14 protein-coding genes are annotated in these 15,092 nt (G+C 71.5%); all 14 read right to left on the bottom strand.

Annotation, left to right across the window (positions count from 1 at the left end; all coding sequences use genetic code 11):
• Positions 1 to 207: 207 nt before the first annotated feature.
• Positions 208 to 1,368 (bottom strand): prephenate dehydrogenase, encoded by a 1,161-nt coding sequence (locus DEI88_RS04900; RefSeq protein ID WP_111049763.1) that lies wholly within the window; start codon positions 1,366 to 1,368, stop codon positions 208 to 210.
• 123 nt (positions 1,369 to 1,491) lie between these two features.
• Entirely contained in the window at positions 1,492 to 2,235 is a 744-nt protein-coding gene (locus DEI88_RS04895; protein ID WP_111072633.1) for a pseudouridine synthase, read from the bottom strand.
• A gap of 898 nt (positions 2,236 to 3,133) precedes the next feature.
• Complete coding sequence (gene scpB / locus DEI88_RS04890) at positions 3,134 to 3,850, bottom strand: SMC-Scp complex subunit ScpB (RefSeq protein ID WP_111072625.1); 717 nt, start codon at positions 3,848 to 3,850, stop codon at positions 3,134 to 3,136.
• Positions 3,840 to 4,694, bottom strand: coding sequence for a segregation and condensation protein A (locus tag DEI88_RS04885; RefSeq protein ID WP_111012821.1), 855 nt, complete (start codon positions 4,692 to 4,694; stop codon positions 3,840 to 3,842). The genes scpB and DEI88_RS04885 overlap by 11 nt, the downstream gene beginning before the upstream one ends.
• Entirely contained in the window at positions 4,678 to 5,541 is an 864-nt protein-coding gene (locus tag DEI88_RS04880; RefSeq protein WP_111011364.1) for a ParA family protein, read from the bottom strand. The genes DEI88_RS04885 and DEI88_RS04880 overlap by 17 nt, the downstream gene beginning before the upstream one ends.
• Positions 5,542 to 5,627: 86 nt before the next feature.
• Positions 5,628 to 6,629: a site-specific tyrosine recombinase XerD gene (locus DEI88_RS04875; protein ID WP_258375157.1), complete on the bottom strand. Its 1,002-nt coding sequence runs from the start codon at positions 6,627 to 6,629 to the stop codon at positions 5,628 to 5,630.
• Positions 6,630 to 6,762: 133 nt separating this feature from the next.
• Complete coding sequence (locus DEI88_RS04870; RefSeq protein ID WP_258375158.1) at positions 6,763 to 7,368, bottom strand: NUDIX domain-containing protein; 606 nt, start codon at positions 7,366 to 7,368, stop codon at positions 6,763 to 6,765.
• A gap of 148 nt (positions 7,369 to 7,516) precedes the next feature.
• Complete coding sequence (gene pyrG / locus DEI88_RS04865; RefSeq protein ID WP_284158620.1) at positions 7,517 to 9,241, bottom strand: CTP synthase; 1,725 nt, start codon at positions 9,239 to 9,241, stop codon at positions 7,517 to 7,519.
• A gap of 177 nt (positions 9,242 to 9,418) precedes the next feature.
• Positions 9,419 to 11,113: a DNA repair protein RecN gene (gene recN / locus DEI88_RS04860; RefSeq protein WP_111072626.1), complete on the bottom strand. Its 1,695-nt coding sequence runs from the start codon at positions 11,111 to 11,113 to the stop codon at positions 9,419 to 9,421.
• Positions 11,110 to 12,033, bottom strand: a complete 924-nt coding sequence (locus DEI88_RS04855) for an NAD kinase (protein WP_111011366.1) — start codon at positions 12,031 to 12,033, stop codon at positions 11,110 to 11,112. Before DEI88_RS04855 ends, recN begins: the two co-directional genes overlap by 4 nt.
• On the bottom strand, positions 12,030 to 12,917 hold the full coding sequence (locus tag DEI88_RS04850) for a TlyA family RNA methyltransferase (protein ID WP_258372098.1): 888 nt from the start codon (positions 12,915 to 12,917) through the stop codon (positions 12,030 to 12,032). Before DEI88_RS04850 ends, DEI88_RS04855 begins: the two co-directional genes overlap by 4 nt.
• Before the next feature lie 166 nt (positions 12,918 to 13,083).
• Complete coding sequence (locus DEI88_RS04845; RefSeq protein WP_181435248.1) at positions 13,084 to 13,233, bottom strand: hypothetical protein; 150 nt, start codon at positions 13,231 to 13,233, stop codon at positions 13,084 to 13,086.
• Between the two features lie 10 nt (positions 13,234 to 13,243).
• The gene (locus DEI88_RS04840) at positions 13,244 to 14,230 is read right to left on the bottom strand and encodes an HAD-IIA family hydrolase (protein ID WP_258372097.1); all 987 of its coding nucleotides are present in this window, start codon (positions 14,228 to 14,230) and stop codon (positions 13,244 to 13,246) included.
• A gap of 97 nt (positions 14,231 to 14,327) precedes the next feature.
• Entirely contained in the window at positions 14,328 to 15,068 is a 741-nt protein-coding gene (locus DEI88_RS04835) for a tetratricopeptide repeat protein (RefSeq protein ID WP_258376547.1), read from the bottom strand.
• Positions 15,069 to 15,092 lie beyond the last annotated feature (24 nt).

Here is a 15,092-nt window from a genome sequence, read left to right as displayed (position 1 = left end):
CGCCGCCGAGCACGTCACTGATCCCGCCACCGGGAGCACCGCCGCCCGGTGTCGCCGGACCGGGCGCACCACCCGGAGTCGGGAGGCCGGCGTCGGGGCCGTCCGGACCACCGGTCACGCCGCTGTCGCCGAGCGCCGTGTCGCCCATCGCCGCGGTGCCCGTCTCGTCGGTGCCCATCTCGTCGGTGCCCATTTCGTCGGTGCCGTTCATGCCCATGCCGCTGCGATCCTCCATCCACGGCGCTCGAGCTCGTCGAGCAGCCGCTGTTCTTCCTCCGGTACCACCGAGACCTCGACGATGCCGATGGGCGCTCCCGGAGAGTGCTCGAGGCGCAGGTCCTCGAGGTTGACGCCGATCTGCCCGATCTCGGTCAGCAGGCGGGCCAGTTGGCCGGGCTGGTCATCGATGAGCACGACGACCTGGCTGTACCGCCGGGTCGTGCCGTGTTTGCCGGGCAGCCGGGCCACGCCGAGGTTGCCGGCGGCCATCGCGCCCGCGATCGTCCTGGGGGCTCCCGGAGCGGTGGGCTCGGCGAGCGCGGCGATGACGGCGTCGAGTTCAGCGCGGAACGCCTCGAGCACCGGCCGGATCCGCGGCGCGTTCGCACCGAGGATCTGGACCCAGAGGCCGGGATCGCTTGCGGCCACCCGGGTGACGTCGCGAACGCCGCCACCCGCGAGACCGAGCGACGTGTCAGGAGCGTTGCGCAGCTGCGAGGCCATCAGCGTCGACACGAGTTGGGGCGCGTGGGACACCAGGGCGACGGCCTCGTCGTGGGTGTCGACGTCCATCTCGACGACGGTCGCGCCGAGGTCCAGCGCGAGGTCCTCGACGGCCACGGCACGCTGATGCGTGATGCCGTCGTGGCCCGCGATGACCCAGGGCCGTCCGATGAACAGGTCCGCGCGCGCGGCGATGGCGCCGCTGCGCTCGCGACCCGCCATCGGGTGCGATCCCACGTATCGGCTGACGTCCGCTCCGCGCTGTCGGAGCGCTGCCAGCGGACCAGCCTTGACGCTCGAGACATCGGTGACGACCGCGTCCGGGTGTGCGTCCAACTCGCGTGCGACGACCGACGCGGTCACGTCCGGTGGCACCGCGACGACGACGAGGCCGGGGCGGTCACCGTCGGACGCGAGTCGACCGGCCCCGTAGTCCGCGGCGAGCGCGAGCGCTGCAGGCGAGGCGTCGTCGAGGACGACGTCCACGCCCTGTTGCCGGAGCGCGAGTCCGATCGATGCGCCGAGGAGCCCGGTCCCGACGATCCGGACCTGTCCGCTGACCCGACGCTGGCCGGTGGACTCGGGCGCGGCGGTCGGGGCGGTGCGGGAGGGCCCGGACGAGGCCGACGGATCCGTTCGGGTCACGGTCGTGTCCTCTCCATCACACGCAGGGGCCCGAGGACGACGGCGCTCGGGGCGCCCCGGTACCGCGGGCACCACCCGAGCCTACCGATGCCCGACGCGACGGCTCGTCGTGGCCGCAGCGCGTCAGTCCTCCGGGTCCCGCTCCACGCGGTCCGATCCACGGTTCCGATGCCGTCGCGCGATGGTGAGCAGCGCTCCGAGCTCCTGCGCCGTCAACGCACGCTGCCGGCCCACGCCGAGCGTGCCGAGGTGGAGCGGCCCGAACGACCGACGCACGAGCTCCTCGACCGGGTGACCGACCGCGTCGAGCATGCGACGCACGATCCGGTTCCGTCCGGAGTGCAACGTGATCTCGACCAGGGAGGACCCGCGCGCGTTCTCGAGCAACCGCGCCTTGTCCGCCGCGATCGGACCGTCCTCGAGTTCGACACCGTCGATGAGGCGCTGGATCGTCGCGGGCGTGACGCCGCCCTCGACCTTCGCGATGTAGGTCTTGGTCACGCCGAACGACGGGTGGGCGAGGACGTGCGCGAGCGCACCGTCGTTCGTGAGGACTAGGAGGCCCGAGGTCTCGGCATCGAGCCGCCCGACGTTGAACAGTCGCTCGTCGTACCGGTCGGCGTACTGCGACAGGTCGGGCCGTCCGTGCTCGTCGTGCATGCTCGAGACGACGCCCGTCGGTTTGTTGAGCATCACGTATCGACGCGAGGTGTCCACCTGCACCGCGAGACCGTCGACGGCGATCTCGTCGTGCTCGGGGTCCACGCGTCGGCCGAGAGCATCGACGACCTCGCCGTTGACCGTGACGCGTCCCTCGGCGATGAGGTTCTCGGCCACCCGCCGACTCGCGATCCCCGCTGCCGCCATCACCTTCTGCAGGCGCTCTCCCTGGGGCAGATCGCCGGCCGGGAGGCCCGCCCCATCCGGACCTCCACGCCCGGTTCCCGAGCCGGTCGCGTCGTCCCACTCGGGGATGATGGGGCGCTCCGGCGTCCCCTCGAGCGGGAGCCCTCGTTCATCCACGGCACCAGGCCGGAGCGGGGTGGTGTCCGGCCGAGCGGCGGGAGTGCGGCGCCCCGGTCGTCCATCGTCGTCACGGCGCTGGTTCCGTGGGTTCGCGGTGCCGCCGACGTACCGACGACCGTTGTGCCACACCCGCGAGTCCGCGGGGTCGGACCGCTGCGCGTCGCGTCGAGGGTCTTGCCCGCGGCCGGCCCGGGGGTCCCGCTCGCGGCCGCCCCGGTCGTCCTGTCGGCGATCGTCACGCCCGGCTCGCGGCCGGGAGTCGTCCCCGCCGTGTCGCCCGCCACGGAATCGCTCGTCGCGCGGAACACCCGAACGGTCGCTCTGGTCGTCCCGACGTCGCTCGGGGCCGCCCCCACGGCGACCCTCGCCGCGCGAACCGAAGCCTCCCGTCGGACGGTCGCGGGACGGACGCTGGCCGTTCGGCCGCTCACCGCGGGCGCTGTCGCCGCGACCACGGTCGCCGTACGGCCGACCGTCGTTCGGCCGCTCGCCACGGGCGCTGTCGCCGCGACCACGGTCGCCGTACGGCCGACCGTCGATCGGCCGGTCACCACGGGCGCCGTCACCGCGTCCACGGTCGCTGTACGGCCGGCCGCGATCGGGACGGCCGCGATCCGGACCGTCTCGATCCGGACGACCACGATCAGCGCCTCCGGCACCGGGACGAGCGCGGCCGTGCCCGTTCCGGTCCGGCCTCGATCGGTCGGACCGATCCCGCCCCCTCGGGTCCCGGTCGTCGTCATGCGCGGCCATCGGCGAATCCTTCCGTGCCGTCCTCGAGGAGCGGCGAGATGAGCGGCAGCTCCTCGAGCGTGTTGATCCCGAGCTGGGTGAGCAGCAGGTCCGTGGTCACGTAGTTGATCGCGCCGGTCTCGCTGTCGGTGAAGGACTCCGCGATGAGTCCGCGAGCCACGAGGGTCCGAACGACACCGTCCACGTTCACGGCGCGGATCGACGCGATCTGAGCACGTGTGATCGGTTGCTTGTAGGCGACGACCGCCAGGGTTTCCAGCGCTGCTTGCGAGAGACGGGCGGGACGTTCGGCGCGCACGAACTGCTCCACCACCGGGTCGAGTTCGGACCGGACGTAGAAGCGCCAACCGCCGCCGACCTCACGGAGTTCGAACCCGCGGCGGACCCCGCCGTCCGCCCCGTCGAAGTCATGGACGAGGCGCTCGATGGCCTGCCGGACCGCGGGCACGGGCGCGCCGACCGCGGTCGCGAGCGCGATCGGGGTCTGGGGTTCGTCCGCGATCATCAGGATCGCCTCGATCTGACGGTCGATCGGCACGTCGAGGCCTGCCGCGCCACTCCGAGCATCGTCGGCGCCGTTCGCGGCGTCCGCTGCCTCGCCGTCACGAAGCTCCTGCTCGGCGAAGCGGGCCTCGGCGATCTCGTCGGCGCCGCCGGGCTCGTCGGAGCCGCCGGCACGACCGCCGCTGCTGTCATCCGTCATAGTCGGCTCCCAAGTTGGCGAGGCTCTCGTCGGACCAGTGGTCCGCGGTCCAGCGGATGGTGAGCTCCCCGAGGGGCTCGAGCTGTTCGAACGCGATGGAGGCGTTCCGGTACAACTCGAGGATCGCCAGGAAGCGAGCCACCACGATACCCGTCTCGGTCACGCCGGCGATCAGTTGCCGGAACGTCACCTCGCCGCCGTTGCGGAGCATCGACACGACGATCGCGGCCTGCTCGCGGATGCTGACGAGCGGCGCGTGGAGGTGGTCGAGCCCCACCGTCGGGATCTCCCGCGGGGCGAGTGCGACGGCCGCGAGCGCCGCGAAGTCCTGCACGGACAGTGTCCAGACGAGCTCCGGGGTCCGAGCCCGGAACCGCTCCTCCAGCCGCACGGACCGGACGTGCCGGCGCACCTCGGTGTCCCACTGCGCCCCGAACCAGTGCGCGGCCTGCTTGAACGCCCGGTACTGCAGCAGCCGCGCGAACAGCAGGTCGCGTGCTTCGAGCAGGGCGACGTCCTCGGCATCGACGAGTTCGCCCTGTGGCAGCAGCCCCGCGATCTTCAGGTCGAGCAGGGTGGCGGCGACGACCAGGAACTCGCTCGCCTCGTCGAGCTCCTCAGCGCTCTCGGCCGCCCGCACGTATGCGATGAACTCGGTGGTCACGGCGCTGAGCGCGACCTCGGTGATGTCGAGTTCACGCTTGGTGATGAGCGACAGGAGCAGGTCGAACGGCCCGTCGAAGTTCGCCAGCGTCACCCGGAACCCCGGGCGCCCGTCGGTCTCGGTGGCCGACGCGGTCAGGGCCTCCGGTGCCGTCCGCGTCGGGTCAGGCGACGGCGCCACGGAAGACGAGTTCCCGCGCGAGCGCCCGGTACGCAGCCGCTGCGGGGTGGTCGGGCGCGGTCTGGGTGATCGGTCGCGCGGAGACCGTGGCGTCGGGGAACTTCACGGTGCGCCCGATGACGGTCTCGAACACCTTGTCGCCGAACGCGTCGACGACCCGCTCCATGACCTCGCGCGAGTGCAGCGTCCGGGAGTCGTACATGGTGGCGAGGATGCCGTCGAGCATGAGCGCCGGGTTGAGCCGGTCGCGCACCTTGTCGATGGTCTCGATGAGCAGCGCCACCCCGCGCAGCGCGAAGAACTCGCACTCGAGTGGGATGAGCACGCCGTGCGCGGCCGTGAGGGCGTTGACGGTGAGCAGTCCGAGCGAGGGCTGGCAGTCGACGAGGATGACGTCGTAGTCGCGCGAGACCTTCCGCAGGACCCCGGCGAGGATCTGCTCGCGAGCGACTTCGCTGACCAGGTGGACCTCGGCTGCGGACAGGTCGATGTTCGCGGGGATGACGTCGAGCCCGGGCGTCCCCGTGCCCTGGATGATCGTGTTGGGGTCCTTCACCGTGCCGATGAGCAGGTCGTAGACGGTGGGGACGTCGTGCGTGCGGACACCGAGTCCCGCCGACAGCGCACCCTGCGGATCGAAGTCGACGGCGAGCACGCGGCGTCCGTACTCGGCGAGCGCTGCGCCGAGGTTGATCGAGGTCGTCGTCTTGCCGACGCCGCCCTTCTGGTTGCACAGGGTGATGATGCGGGCGGGCCCGTGGCCGTCGAGTTCTTCGGGCACGGGGAACGTCCGAACGGGTCGCCCGGTCGGACCGATCGCGGGCTGGGTCGTCGGGTTCGTGGGCACGCTGCAATCGTAGCGGCGGCCGACGACGCGGCCGGGAGGCGCACCCCACCCCGCCCCGCGCCGCACGCTCGGCGACGCGTGCCCGATCAGGCCCGGGTGCCGCCGGTGTGCACACCTGTCGGTCGTCGCGCCCGCGGGTGGCTCGTGACGTAGACGTCGTGGAGCATGTCGGCGGTCACGAGCGTGTAGATCTGCGTGGTCGCCACCGACGCGTGGCCGAGCAGCTCCTGCACGACCCGGACGTCGGCCCCGCCTTCGAGCAGGTGCGTCGCGAACGAGTGCCGGAACGTGTGGGGCGAGACGTGCGCGGTCAGGTGGGCGCGTTCGGCAGCGGCCTGGATCACCAGCCATGCACTCTGCCGGGACATGCGCGCCCCGCGAACGCCGAGGAACAGCGCGGGGGTCGCCGTGCCGCGCGCGGCGAACACCGGCCGAGCCCGGACCAGGTAGGCGTCGATGGCGGCTCGCGCGTAGCTGCCGAGCGGCACGATCCGCTGCTTGTTGCCCTTGCCGGTCACCCGGACCACGGCGATCTCCGACTCGTCCCCGTCCTCGTCGTCATCGTCGGGCGGCAGGGCCGTGACGTCGTCGACGCTGAGGCCGACCGCCTCGGAGATCCGGGCCCCCGTCGCGTACAGGAGTTCGAGCAACGCGCGATCGCGGAGCTGCACGGGATCGTCTCCGTCGACGGCGGCGAGGAGTGCGCCCATCTGGTCGATCGTGATCGCCTTCGGCAGTCGCATGGGGGACTTCGGCGGTCGCACGGACGCGGCGGGATCCGCGGGCAGGACGCCCTCCGCAGCGGTGAACGCCGAGAACGACCGGATCGACGACAGCATCCGGGCGATGCTCCGGGGCGCGAGCGGCCCCTCGGGCCGGGTGGCCAGGGAGGTGACGAAGTCGGACACGTGCGACTTGGTGAGACGTCGGACGTCCTCGACCACGACCGCCCCGTCCGGGTCCGACTCCAGCCACTGTCCGAACGCCGTCAGGTCTCGTCGGTAGGCCGCGAGCGTGTGCTCGGACAGTCCCCGCTCCACGGCGACGTGGCGCAGGTAGCTCCCCACGGCAGCGTCGTACGTCGTCACGGCATCCAGGCTAGGCGACCGAGGTCCCGGTCCGCCCGACGCGGACCCACCCCGCGGACCCACCCCGCGAGGTCGAGCGGGCCTCCGACGTGGCCCGAGCCCGCGATCCCGACCCTGCCCTCGGTCCTCCGCGTCAGCGGGACTCGACCCGGTCCACGGCGAGCGCCGCCAGCGACAGGATCGCGTTGCCGAGCCGACCACCGAGCACGCCCTGCACGACGTCCTCGCGCGGCACCCACCGCTTCACGATGTCGGCCTCCTCGAAGGAGCGCTCGAACGCCTCGTCCTTGGCACGGACGCCGCGGGCACGGTAGACGATGATCACCTCGTCGCTGCCGCCCGGCGAGGGGGTGAAGCGGAGCAGTTCCGACCAGTCGTCGGCCTCGAGGTCGGCTTCCTCGCCGAGTTCGCGCTTCGCGGCGTCGAGCGGGTCCTCCCCCTGCTGGTCGAGCAGCCCGGCGGGCAGCTCCCAGTCCCGCTTGCGGATCGGGTGCCGGTACTGCTGGATGACGAGGACCCGGCCTTCGTCGTCCTCGGCGTAGATGGCGACGGCGCCGGTGTGCGCGATGTACTCGCGCACCATGTCCTCGCCGTTGTAGTCGACCGTGTCCTTCCGGATGTCCCAGACGGCGCCCTCGTACACGACCTCGGACGCCTTGAGCGGTGGTTCCAGGTGCTCGTCGGCGAGCGGGGTCTCAGCGGGCGTGGGTTCGGGGTCGTTCGTCGCGGTCTCGGTCACCCGTCCATCCTGCACCTCGTCGGCAGGACGGCGCCCGCCCGCTGCGAGCGGCGGTGGAGCGAGCGGCACGGCGGGGAGCTGTGGACGACGAACGACGGGAGGGACGACGCCAGCCGGCACCGTCCCTCCCGTCACCGTCGCACGACGGTCAGACCGATTCGGTCTCCGGCTCCTGCACCTCGAACAGCCGCGAGGCCTCCTGACGGTCCAGCGCCGCGGCGACGAGGCCGGCGAAGAGCGGGTGCGCGTGGTTCGGCCGCGACCGCAGCTCCGGGTGCGCCTGGGTGCCGATGTAGAAGGGGTGCACGGACCGGTCGAGCTCCACGTACTCGACCAGCGTGCCGTCGGGCGACGTCCCCGAGAACACGAGACCGGCGTCGGCGATCTGGTCGCGGTACTTGTTGTTCACCTCGTAGCGGTGACGGTGTCGCTCGGATGCCTCCGCCGCGGCGTACAGGTCGCGGGCGAGCGTGCCCTCGCCGAGCTCGGCCGGGTACAGGCCGAGCCGCATCGTCCCGCCGAGGTCGCCGCCGGCGATGATGTCGACCTGCTCGGCCATGGTGGCGATCACGGGGAACGGCGTCTCCGGGTCGAACTCGGACGACGACGCGTGCGGCAGACCCGCCTCGTTGCGCGCGTACTCGATGACCATGCACTGCAGACCGAGGCACAGACCGAGGGTCGGGATCCCGTTCTCGCGGGCGAACCGCAGCGCACCGAGCTTGCCCTCGATCCCGCGGACGCCGAAACCGCCCGGCACACAGATGCCGTCGACGTCACCCAGGTGCTTCGCCGCACCCTCGGGCGTCTGGCACTCGTCCGACACGACCCACTTCAGCAGCACCTTGGTGTTGTGCGCGAAGCCGCCGGCCCGCAACGCCTCGGTGACGGACAGGTAGGCGTCCGGCAGGTCGATGTACTTGCCGACCAGTCCGATGGTGACCTCACGCTTCGGCTCGTGCACCGCGCGGAGCACCTCGTTCCAGCTCGACCAGTCCACCGGGCCCGCGGACAGCCCGAGCGCGTCGATGATGTACGCGTCGAGGCCCTGGTTGTGCAGCATGGTCGGGATGTCGTAGATCGACGGCACGTCCACCGCGTTCACGACCGCGCCCTCGTCGACGTCGCACATGAGCGCGATCTTCCGCTTGTTCGAGTCCGACACGGGGCGGTCCGAGCGGAGCACGAGCGCATCGGGCTGGATCCCGATCGAGCGCAGCGCGGCGACGGAGTGCTGCGTCGGCTTCGTCTTCTGCTCGCCCGAGGCGTTCATGAAGGGCACGAGGGAGACGTGCACGAAGAACACGTTCGCCCGCCCGAGCTCGTGTCGCACCTGGCGGGCCGACTCGATGAACGGCTGCGACTCGATGTCGCCGACGGTGCCGCCGACCTCCGTGATGATCACGTCGGGCTGCGGGTCGTTGCTCGCCTGCTCCCGCATCCGGCGCTTGATCTCGTCCGTGATGTGCGGGATCACCTGCACCGTGTCGCCGAGGTACTCGCCCCGGCGCTCCTTGGCGATGACCGACGAGTAGACCTGCCCCGTCGTGACGTTCGCGGACTGCGACAGGTTGATGTCGAGGAACCGCTCGTAGTGGCCGATGTCGAGGTCCGTCTCGGCACCGTCGTCGGTGACGAAGACCTCGCCGTGTTGGAACGGGTTCATGGTGCCCGGGTCGACGTTGAGGTACGGGTCGAGCTTCTGCATCACGACGCGCAGGCCCCGCGCGGTGAGGAGGTTGCCGAGGCTCGCGGCGGTGAGGCCCTTGCCGAGCGAGGAGACCACGCCACCGGTGACGAAGATGTGCTTCGTGACCTTGGAGGGCTGGTCAGGAGAAGAGGATCGAGTACCGCCGCTGAAGATGTCCGCCACGGGCTTCCATTGTATGGCACGGGGCGTCACCCCGTCGATGCCGCCCGGAGCGGCGGGCGGTGCCGGCGGCGGTCCGGGTGTGTCGCGGCGCCACGCCCCGGGAAGCGACGCCGACGGAGCGCTCGTCCGGTCCGCACAGCGCCCGCAGGATGCCGGGAGGCCCGACCGCCGCCCGCCTCAGACGCTCGCCGCCGCCATCTGCAGCAGTTCGCGCGCGTGCTCGATACCGCTCTCGCTCTCGTCGAGTCCGGACAACAACCGCGCCATCTCCTGCAGTCGGTCCTCACCCTGCAGACGCTGGACGCTGCTCGAGGTGACGGCACCCGAGGCGTCCTTGACGACCCGCAGGTGGTTCGTGGCGAAGGCCGCCACCTGCGCGAGGTGCGTGACCACGACGACCTGGGTCGTCCGCGCGAGGCGGGCCAGGCGGCGTCCGATCTCGATCGCCGCCGCTCCCCCGACCCCGGCGTCGACCTCGTCGAAGACGAACGTCGGCACGGTGGTCGTGCCGGCCATGACGACCTCGATCGCGAGCATCACGCGGGACAGCTCGCCGCCGGACGCACCCCGGCCGATCGGCCGCGGGTCGGATCCCGAGTGCGGCTGCAGCAGGATCGCGACCTGGTCCCGTCCGGCCTGCCGGTACTCGCCGGCATCCGTCACCTCGACGACGAGTCGAGCCCCGGACATCGCGAGCGACGCCAGCTCGTCGGTCACCCGTGCGGCGAGGTCCTCGGCCGCGGTCGTCCGTGCGGCGGTGAGTGCGGTCGCCGTCTCCTCGAGCACGGCGAGGTCCGACTCCACCGCGGCCTCGAGCGCCACGATCCGGTCGTCGTCCCCGTCGAGTTCGAGCAGACGGTCGGACGCCCGCCGCCCGAACGCGATGATGTCGTCGACGTCGTCCCCGTACTTCCGGACGAGCGCGGCGAGCACGGCCCGTCGCTCGTTGACGAGTTCGAGGTCGTGCGCAGCATCGCCGTCGAGCGAGCCGAGGTAGCTCGACAACGTCGACGCCGCCTCGCCGACCTGGTACCCGATGTCGGTGAGCTGGTCGAGGATCGGCGCGAGTTCCGCGTCGAAGCCGACCACCCGTTCGACGGCACGGCGCGCCGCCTCGACCAGCCCGACCACGTCGGGTGTGCCGTCGAGCGCCTCGCTCGAGAGCGCCTCGTGGGCCAGGCCGGCGGAGAGGCGGAGCTCCTCGAGGTTGCCGAGCCGCTCGGCGCGTTCCGTGAGCTCGACGTCCTCGCCGGGTTGTGGGTCGGCCGCCTCGATCTCCGCGCTCGCGGCCCGCAGCGTGTCCGCCTCCCGGATGCGTTCCTCCCGATCGCGCGTCAGGCCCTCGAGGTCCCCCGCATGCTGCTGCCAGCGGTCGTAGGCCGTGGTGTACTCGGCGAGCGCGTCGCGGAGTGCCGAGCCGCCGAAGGCGTCGAGCGCGGCGCGCTGCGCGGTCGCCGAGGTCAAGCGGATCTGGTCGGACTGCCCGTGCACCGTGACGAGCCGGTCGGCGAGTTCCCCGAGCACCGCGACCGGTGCACTCCGTCCACCGACGGTCGCGCGGCTGCGTCCCTCGGCGGAGACCGTCCGCGTCAGGATGAGCTCGCCGTCCTCGACCGCTCCGCCGGCGTCCTCGACGCGCTCGACGACCGGCGAGTCGGCCTCGATCCGCCAGCGGCCCTCGACGACGGCCGACGCACTCCCCCGCCGTACCGACGACGCGTCGGCACGCGCCCCGAGCAACAGGCCGAGCGCGGTCACGATCATCGTCTTGCCGGCACCCGTCTCACCCGTCACGACCGTGAACCCGGGGCCGAGTTCCAGCGTCGCCTCGCCGATCACCCCGAGGTCCCGGATCCCGATCTCGTCGATCACGATCCGTCCTCGTCGTGCTGGGGCCCACGCCATCCACTGACCGGCAGCTGGAACTTGGCGACGAGCCGGTCGGTGAACGGCGCGTCCTTGAGACGTGCGACCCGGACCGGCTGCGGCGAGCGCCGGACCTCGACGCGCGCGCCGGGAGGCAGGTCGTGGGTCCGTCGTCCATCGCACCAGAGCACGCCCAGGCCGGCCGTCCGGCGCAGGACCTCGACGGCCAACGTGCAGTTCGGACCGACGACGATGGGTCGTTGGAAGAGCGCGTGTGCCCCGAGCGGCACCATAAGGAGCGCGTCGACGTCCGGCCACACGATGGGACCGCCGCCCGAGAACGAGTACGCGGTCGACCCGGTCGGGGTGGACATGACGACACCGTCGCACCCGAACGACGAGAGGGGGCGGCCGTCGACCTCCATGACGACCTCGAGCATCCGCTCGCGGGCGGCCTTCTCGACGGTCGCCTCGTTGAGCGCCCAGGACGAGTAGACGACGTCCTGCCCCAGGATGACGTCGACCTGCAGGGTCACCCGCTCCTCGACGTGGTAGTCGCCGCTCAGCGCACGCTGCACGGTCTCGGCCAATCCGTCGCGCTCGCTCTCGGCGAGGAACCCGACGTGACCGAGATTGACCCCGACGATCGGCGCGTTGACGTCGCGCACCAGTTCCGCCGCGCGGAGGATCGTCCCGTCCCCGCCGAGCACGATCACGATCTCGAGTTCGGACGTCTGCACGTCGACCCCGAGGATGTCGACCTGGCCCACGGAGGCCTCGGCACGCCGGATGTCGGCGTACTCGTCGAACGGCATCACCGGGACGAGGCCTGCGGCGTGCAGCAGGTCGCACACCTCGAGCGCGGCGTCGATCGAGTCCCGCCGGCCGGTGTGCGAGACGAGCAGGATGTGTCGTTCGCCGGTCATCGCGTTTCCTCGTTCCTGTCCGTACCCGTTCGATCCCGCGCGGACGTCGTGCCCCGCACGGACGCCGTGCCCCGCACGGACGTCGTGCCCCGCACGGCGTTCGCTGCGAGCGCCGTCACCCGGGATCGCCACTCCGTGGGCTGTGTCCCGCCGCCCCGCACCAGGTGCACGAGGAACTCGTGGTTCCCGTGCGTACCGAGGATCGGCGACGCCATGACGCCCGCTACGCCGAACCCCAGGTCGTGCGCGGTCCAGAGCACGTTCATGACGGCGTCGTCGCGGAGGTCAGGATCGTGGACGATGCCCTCACGGATGCCCGACCGCCCCACCTCGAACTGCGGTTTCACGAGCAGGACGTGTTCGTCGGCCGGGACCGCGTCGGCCAGCGCCGGGAGCACGAGTCGCAGGCTGATGAACGACAGGTCGGCGACGACCAGACTCGTGGCCGCGGCCCGGGGATCCAGGGCACGGAAGCCATCGGGCTCGAGGTTCCTGGCGTTCATCCCCTCGACGACAACGACGCGGCGGTCCGACGCCACGCGGGGGTCGAGCTGCCCGTGACCGACGTCGAGCGCGATGACCCGGGACGCTCCTCGCTCGAGGAGCACCTGCGTGAAGCCGCCGGTCGATGCCCCGACGTCGAGCGCCACCCTGCCCGCCGGGTCCACCTCGAAGGCGTCGAGCGCCGCGACCAGCTTGTGCGCCGCCCGCGACACCCAGTCGTCGTCCGGTTCGACCGCGAGCGTGGCGTCGGGGCGCACCGGCGACGACGGCTTCACCGCCGTGATGCCGTCGACCGCGACCCGCCCCGCCTGCACCAGCTTCACGGCGGCGGTCCGGGACCGCACGAGTCCCCGCTCGGCGAGCAGCGCGTCGAGCCGCACCGAACGCTCCACGGCACCGGGAGCAGCACCGGAACCAGAACCAGAACCAGAACCAGAACCAGAACCAGAACCAGAACCAGAACCAGAACCAGAACCAGAACCAGAACCAGCGTGCACACCGGCATCGGCGTCACCAGCGGTCCGAGCACCCGCGGCGGGCCGCCCGTCACGCACTCGCGCTGCCACCCTCGAGACGCGTGCGGAGCTCGTCATGGAGCTGCGCGAAGGCGTCGGCGCGCTCGGGGAGCGGCTGGTCCTCGATGAGCCGGACTCGGGAGATCAATGCGTCCCCTCCGGTCTCGTCGTGCTCACCCATACGGTCCAGGCTACTCGCCGCCGTACAGCGCCGGATCGACGTCGAGACCGTAGATCGCGAGCCCCGATTCCCAGATCGCAGTCGCCCCTGCCCGCAGGAGGTCGAGGGAGTCGTCGCCGCGCTCCTCCACGCGAACGACGTGTGCCTGCATCCTCACGCGTGCCCCACCGACCCGCACGATCCGCGCTCCGTCGCGGTCGGTTTCGCGGTGCGTCACCGGGTACGGCTCGGCGAGACCGCGGAGGTCGCCGAGGACCCACGTCGGCCGCGATCGCTCATCCGCGGCGAGGACCTGCTTCGCTTGGTCGATACCGGTGAGCACGAGCACGCTCGGGATACCGGCGTCGTTGGCACCCTTGATGTCCGTGTCGAGCCGGTCGCCGATGAACAGTCGCTGCGTTCCCCCGAACCGCTCGACCGCCGTCTCGAAGATCGCCCGTTCTGGCTTGCCCGCGACGACGGGCATGCGTCCCACCGCGTTGTGCACCGCCGCCACGAGTGTGCCGTTGCCCGGGGCGATGCCGCGCTCGACCGGGATCGACCAGTCCATGTTCGTCGCCACCCAGGGGATGTCCCGGGCCAGGGCGAACGACGCCTCGGCGAGTTGTCGCCACCCGAGATCCGGTGAGAACCCCTGGATCACGGCCGCTGGCTCGTCGTCGGCGGAGTCCGTCACCCGGAAGCCCCCGGCCTCGACGATGCTCGTCAACCCGACTCCACCGATGACGAGGATCGTCGCCCCCGCTGGCACGAGCGTCGACAGGAGCCGGACGCCCGCCTGCGACGAGGTGACGACGTCGTCCGCTCCGACCTCGAGGCCATAGCCACGCAGGTGCTCGGCGACGTCAGCCGGGCGCCGGGACGCGTTGTTCGTGATGTAGCCGACGCGGGCCGTGGCCGACGCCGCGGTGAGTGCCTCGACCGCGTGCGGGATCGCCGCGGAGCCGCGGTACACGACCCCGTCGAGGTCCGTCAGGACGAGGTCGATGCCGTCCAAGGGCGGACGAGCTGCGTCAGCCGAGTCGGTGCGCGCCGATCCGGACCCATCGTCGTGCACATCGACCGCGCCCGCGATCGGTTTCGATCCAGACCGATCAGCGGTCTGCTCCGGATCCGTCGACGTCGATCGGGTCGGCTTCGTCGATCTCGAACGCTTCGTCGTCGATGTCATCCGACTCGATGACGCCGGCGACGTCGGGCCCTTCGTCGATGCCGTCGTCACCGGTGACGCCGTCTCCGCGCTCGACGAGTCCGTCGCTGGGTGCTTCCCCGTCGTCGCTCCCACTGCCATCGGCTCGCCCGGAGTCGACGGGGGCAAGCTCGTCGTCCTCGCCTCGCTCGTCGTCCGCTCCGTCGATCGCTTCCTCGACCACATCCACCGTCTCCCAAGCATCCTCATCAGCAGCCTCGGCGAGCGCCGCGGTAGCACGATCGACACGGGCCCACCATTCGTCGGCCTCGTCTTGGCGGCCGAGCTCTTCGAGCGTCGCCGCGTAAGCACTGTAGAGCGACGGCGACCAGCTGTAGGCCGTCGCCGGGTCCAGCTGTGGAATCTCCAACTCGGCAAGCGCCGCTGTGGGATTCCCGAGGTCGAGCCGGGCTCCGGACATCGCGATCGCGAGTTCCACCTGCACGGGCACGTCGAGTGCCGCACGGTCGACGGACCGTCCCAGCTCGAGTGCGCGCTCCGGACGGCCGAGTCCGCGCTCGCAGTCGACCATCATCGGAAGCTGGTCGTTGCGCCCCGAGATACGGCGGTAGGTCCGGAGTTCCCGGAGGGCAGACGCGAAGTCACCCAGTCGGTAGGACGTGATCGCCAGGGTCTCGCGGACCACGGCGACGCGTCCAGCCCGACGTCC

The organism is Curtobacterium sp. MCBD17_003 (genome assembly GCF_003234885.2).
Lineage (GTDB): Bacteria > Actinomycetota > Actinomycetes > Actinomycetales > Microbacteriaceae > Curtobacterium.
This window is presented reverse-complemented; position numbering and strand designations above follow the sequence as displayed.